Annotated in this window: 6 protein-coding genes; 4 read left to right on the plus strand and 2 right to left on the minus strand. The window is 51.3% G+C overall.

Going from position 1 to position 4,965, the window contains the following annotated elements:
- Positions 1–14: 14 nt before the first annotated feature.
- From clpP to ACOSYY_RS02300, 4 genes are all read left to right on the plus strand, one after another.
- Positions 15–653 carry an ATP-dependent Clp endopeptidase proteolytic subunit ClpP gene (gene clpP, locus ACOSYY_RS02285; RefSeq protein ID WP_421660657.1) on the plus strand — a complete coding sequence of 213 codons (639 nt, stop codon included), beginning with the start codon at positions 15–17 and terminating at the stop codon, positions 651–653.
- A gap of 13 nt (positions 654–666) precedes the next feature.
- Entirely contained in the window at positions 667–1,923 is a 1,257-nt protein-coding gene (clpX, locus tag ACOSYY_RS02290) for an ATP-dependent Clp protease ATP-binding subunit ClpX (RefSeq protein ID WP_421660652.1), read from the plus strand.
- 170 nt (positions 1,924–2,093) lie between these two features.
- Complete coding sequence (locus ACOSYY_RS02295) at positions 2,094–2,612, plus strand: TIGR02266 family protein (RefSeq protein ID WP_421660653.1); 519 nt, start codon at positions 2,094–2,096, stop codon at positions 2,610–2,612.
- Positions 2,613–2,661: 49 nt separating this feature from the next.
- Complete coding sequence (locus tag ACOSYY_RS02300; RefSeq protein ID WP_421660654.1) at positions 2,662–3,180, plus strand: PilZ domain-containing protein; 519 nt, start codon at positions 2,662–2,664, stop codon at positions 3,178–3,180.
- Between the two features lie 411 nt (positions 3,181–3,591).
- Here the strand turns inward: ACOSYY_RS02300 and tatA are convergent, their stop codons facing one another.
- The gene (gene tatA, locus ACOSYY_RS02305) at positions 3,592–4,395 is read right to left on the minus strand and encodes a twin-arginine translocase TatA/TatE family subunit (protein ID WP_421660655.1); all 804 of its coding nucleotides are present in this window, start codon (positions 4,393–4,395) and stop codon (positions 3,592–3,594) included.
- A 113-nt stretch (positions 4,396–4,508) separates the two neighbouring features.
- On the minus strand, positions 4,509–4,965 hold a 457-nt coding region (locus ACOSYY_RS02310; protein WP_421660656.1), incomplete at its 5' end, for a M24 family metallopeptidase.

Here is a 4,965-nt window from a genome sequence, read left to right on the forward strand (position 1 = left end):
AGGAATCGAGCAACATGCTGGTCCCGATCGTCGTGGCGCAAACGAATCGAGGCGAACGAGCGTATGATATCTATTCACGCCTGCTGAAAGATCGGATTATTTTCCTTGGAGCCCCCATCGACGATGTATTTGCCAACTTGGTGATCGCGCAACTTCTGTTTCTGGAAGCGGAAGATCCTGAGAAAGACATTAATCTCTACGTCAATTCCCCTGGAGGTAGTGTCACAGCCGGATTGGGCATCTACGATACCATGCAATATGTGAAGCCTCCGATCAACACCATCTGCCTTGGCCAGGCTGCCAGTATGGGAGCGCTCCTCTTGACGGCCGGAACAAAAGGCAAACGGTTTGCTCTGCCGAATGCACGGGTGATGATCCACCAACCGTTGGGCGGATTCCAAGGACAGGCGACGGAAATCGATATCCACGCTCGGGAAATTCTCAAGATTCGCGAACGCCTCAATGAAATCATGGCCAAGCATACTGGACAGCCGATCGAAAAGATTGCGCATGACACCGAACGGGACTATTTCATGTCCGGCGAAGAAGCGAAGCGGTATGGCCTCATTGACGAGGTTATTACACGACCACCCAAATTTATGAAAACGATAGAATCCGGCGACGGGGCAAAAGACGGGATCAAAGGCAAGTAACGCAGGAGGATACATGGCCAAGCAAGAAAAGATGGATCGTCACTTGCGATGTTCTTTCTGTGGGAAAAGCCGTGATGAAGTGCGAAAACTGATTGCCGGACCAACGGTTTATATCTGTGATGAATGCGTCAATCTTTGTAATGACATCATTGCGGAGGACTGGGAAGAAGCAAAAGAAGAAATTTCGTCCAAACTCAAGAAACCAGCAGAAATCAAACATCACCTCGATCAATACGTCATCGGACAGGATCGGGCTAAACGCATTCTGTCTGTGGCCGTGCACAATCATTACAAGCGCATCTCGTCAAAGGAAAAAGAGGTCGATGATATTGAACTCCAGAAGGGCAATATCCTTATGGTCGGTCCAACAGGCACGGGAAAGACCCTCTTGGCCCAGACCTTGGCCAAATATCTTGACGTCCCTTTTACTCTTGCTGATGCCACGACGCTGACAGAAGCCGGTTACGTGGGCGAAGATGTCGAGAATATCATTCTGAAACTCTTGCAAGCTGCCGACTATGACGTGGAACGAGCTGAGCGAGGAATCGTGTATATCGATGAAATCGATAAGATCAGTCGAAAAAGTGACAGCCCGTCTATTACACGAGACGTATCCGGTGAAGGCGTTCAGCAAGCATTGCTGAAGCTTATCGAGGGCACAGTCGCGAATGTCCCTCCACAGGGAGGAAGAAAACATCCACATCAAGAGTTTATTCAGGTCAATACGAGCAACATTTTGTTCATCTGTGGTGGAGCATTTGTCGGTTTGGAACAGATCATCGAACAGCGTTTGAATCGAAAAGCTATGGGATTTGGGGCTGAAATCCGTGGAAGAAGCGACATTCGTCTGGGCGACATGCTGGCTAAGGTTCAACCCGAAGATTTTCTGAAGTACGGCCTGATACCTGAATTCGTGGGACGTTTGCCGGTCGTGGCCACGTTAGAAGAGTTGGACGAGCGAGCTTTGGTCCGTATCCTTACAGAGCCACGCAATGCATTGACCAAGCAATACGAAAAACTGCTGTCGTTCGAGAAGGTCAAGCTCCGATTCACGGAAGGAGCATTAGGAGCGGTAGCACGAAAAGCCTATGTCCAGAAAACTGGTGCCAGAGGCCTTCGGGCAATCCTGGAAGAAGTGATGCTTGACATCATGTACGATGCCCCCTCGCAGAAACAGATCGTCGAGGTGGTCATAACGGAAGATGCGATCTTGGGTAAAAACCCCCCGATGCGCATATTTGAACATGAAAAAGATGCTAAGTCGGCGTAAGAATTGTCCAAATTATATAAATGATCAATAGCCACCTAACCTATAATTCGTAGGGGCCAAATCGATCTGCTAGGTAGCCTTTCCCTGCCTCTTGTCTAGGACCTCATCTTCCTCGACAATCTGAAACACCGCGCTATACTTGCCTCGTGCGCATCTGGGATGGAGAGGTTGTGAAGTACCCTATTTTAACGAGCCTTCGGCACAAGGGCAAAGTCATTGAACTTGACACGGCACGTGAAATGGTCGTCCTGTTGGGTATCAATGGGGATGTAATTGGCAGCTTGTCCTGGGACTTCGTCATTGATCAAATTCTCACCTACCGTAAGGTGTCGGTTCAAAAGGAAGTCCGGTCGGAACCTCGAATTTCGCTCGCATTCCGGGTTCGCTACAATAGTCCAGAGGGGCCGAGATTTGAAAGTCGAGCAGGGGGTATCGGCGGCGGGGGATTATTTATTGAAAGCCAGACGCCACTCCCTGTAGGGACAAGACTGGCTATGGAGTTCTCGCTTCCGGAGAAATCCGAGGAATGGATGCCGGCAAAAGGAACCGTCGCCTGGGTCTGCCCGAAAGCCGACCAATATACGTTCAGTCCTGGAATGGGGATCCGGTTCACTGAGATAGCTGAGAATGTCCGCGATCGAATCCATGAGCTAGTGAAAGCAATCCAGAATATAGATCAAGCAGCCTAATTCCGCTCCTGGCTTAGACTACCCAGAAAAGCGGAAAAGGAATGGTCCCATGACGTTTCCTGTCGTTTCTACATCGGGGCATCAGGGTAAATCTCTCGTTATTGATCCTGGGCAAGAGATGATCAACGTGCATGATACCTCGGGTCAGCTTTTGGGCAGCATGTCATGGGGTGCGATCATCGAGCGAGTCATCGTGAACGGAGAAGATGCTCGGTTTGCCCACTGTCGTACCCAGCCTCGCGCGCCTCTGGCACTGAAGGTCCGGTATACGACACCAGAAGGAAAGCAGTTCGATAGTCTAACCGGCGGAATCGGCGGCGGGGGACTCTTTATCGAGAGTGGTGCTCCTCTCAGTCCAGGCACCGAGCTGACGGTTGAATTTGCGCTTCCGGATCGGCCGTGGGACAAGCTAAAGGCGAAAGCAAAGGTCGCCTGGGTCCGCAACAAGCCGGAGCGATACCTTCTATTTCCCGGTATGGGCATCCAATTTGTGGAATTGGATAAAAAGATCCAGGAACAATTGGTCGGACTGGTGGAGGCTTTGAACAGAAGTCGGAACCCTTCGTAACTGATTGAGTATTCTAATCGGTATGTAACGTCCAGAACACTTGTTCTTCTGGGATGGTTACTGCTGAATCAGATCAGCCCGCAAGAACGCAGGTACGCTGCTTCACCGGAACAACCGCATCCGTTCACATCCAGCGGACGTAGCATCCTCTGACGAACCCGATGCCCTATTGATATACAAGTGGATTGGAGCCCGTACTTCGCAGCACATCGCCAACAAAGATTCGTAAACCGGTATCGCATTGATACCGCGCTGATATTTAACCACGAATGCCCCGTCAATAGTCACGTCAGTTGCATTCGGTCCTGGATGTCTTAATAAAAGACTACAGTGACAACAGCCTGTATGTCAGTGAGAGAGCGCACATCACTGGCAAGATTTAAGAGAAGCATGAAGCTATTGAGATGAGAATCACGCAGATTTCTGAGGGTCTTCTTGCATCGATGGTAGTTCTTTAGCCGCTTCGATAGATTGCTGGATTTCTTTTTTGGCCGCATCCATTTCTGCCTGAATCGTGCTCATTTGAGGATCGACGCTATTGCGGACATCGGTCACGGCTTGCCGAAACGTTCGCACGACTTCTCCCAGACCTTCACCGAGCTGCTGCAGGTTGTCGGAAGATGCTGCCACCGGTGGTTGCATCGCTTTGGCTTTGAGCGCAGTCTGTTGTGCCTGCACGCGAGCGACCGCATCTTTGTTCACAATAGCGGAAGGACGTTTAGCAGTCGCTTTAGGTTGGGAACCCGGGGGCAAAGGTGGATACGAAGCGTGAGCCCTTGGAGGCGGAGCGGCAGCCCGTTCCTCCATCGATAGCACCGAGTTGGACACAGATATCGATGCGTGATTGAAGGAGGGAGCCGAGGCCTGCGGAGTCTGAGAGCTTGTGTTGTACAACAATGAGGCGGTGGTGCCGGGTGTCAGTTCCGGGCCAGGGGCATAGGGAGCATGTGGTCCAGTTGTTGCCGAAGATGATCCCGTGGTCGGAGGTTGACCTGTCGCTGCAATGTTTGCCGAAGTCTGAATAGCTTGTGGCTTCACGGTTTCTTGCTGGACGTGGCCTGAAGCGGGTTGGGGCGCTTCGTTGACTTCTTTTCTAAACCCTTTCAAGGCCTTGCCGACACCTTCGCCGATCTGCGGCAGACGGCCCGCTCCGAAAACAATCAGCACGATGACCAGAATGATAATGAGTTCCGAAAAACCCATTGTGCCGAACATATACGGCCTCTCACGTGATTAGGAAGATGGCCCTTGCCGGATGAATGAATCTAGCCGCTCCTTGGATATGGTGTCAAGAAAAGGGGCAGAGCGCAACGCTCTGATATGAAAGGTCAGAGAAGGGGCATGATTTCTGTTTGAAGTGGTAAGCCATACACGACGGCTTCTCGATCCGATACATAAACGTCAAGTTCACTCCTGATCCCAAACTCTCCCGGCAGATAGATTCCCGGCTCAATGGAAAAGCAAGTCCTGGGCAGGAGCCGACGACCGTCCTGGGTTTCCAAATTGTCGATATTGGCTCCATTGCCATGGACTTCTTCACCGATCGAGTGGCCGGTTCTATGGATGAAGAAATCGCCGTAGCCTGCCGCTCTAATCGTATTACGGCAGGCGTCGTCGACTTGCCATCCGCAAGGAAATCGACCTATAGCCACCTGATCTTGGACAAACGACAGCGCGGCATCGCGTCCGCGCCGAACAAGCTCAAAGATCATGCGCTGCTTTGCCGGTATTTGCATGCCGGTATAACCTGTCCAAGTGATATCCCCATAGACCGAGCCCGGTGTC

It is taken from the genome of Nitrospira sp. BLG_2 (assembly GCF_049222245.1).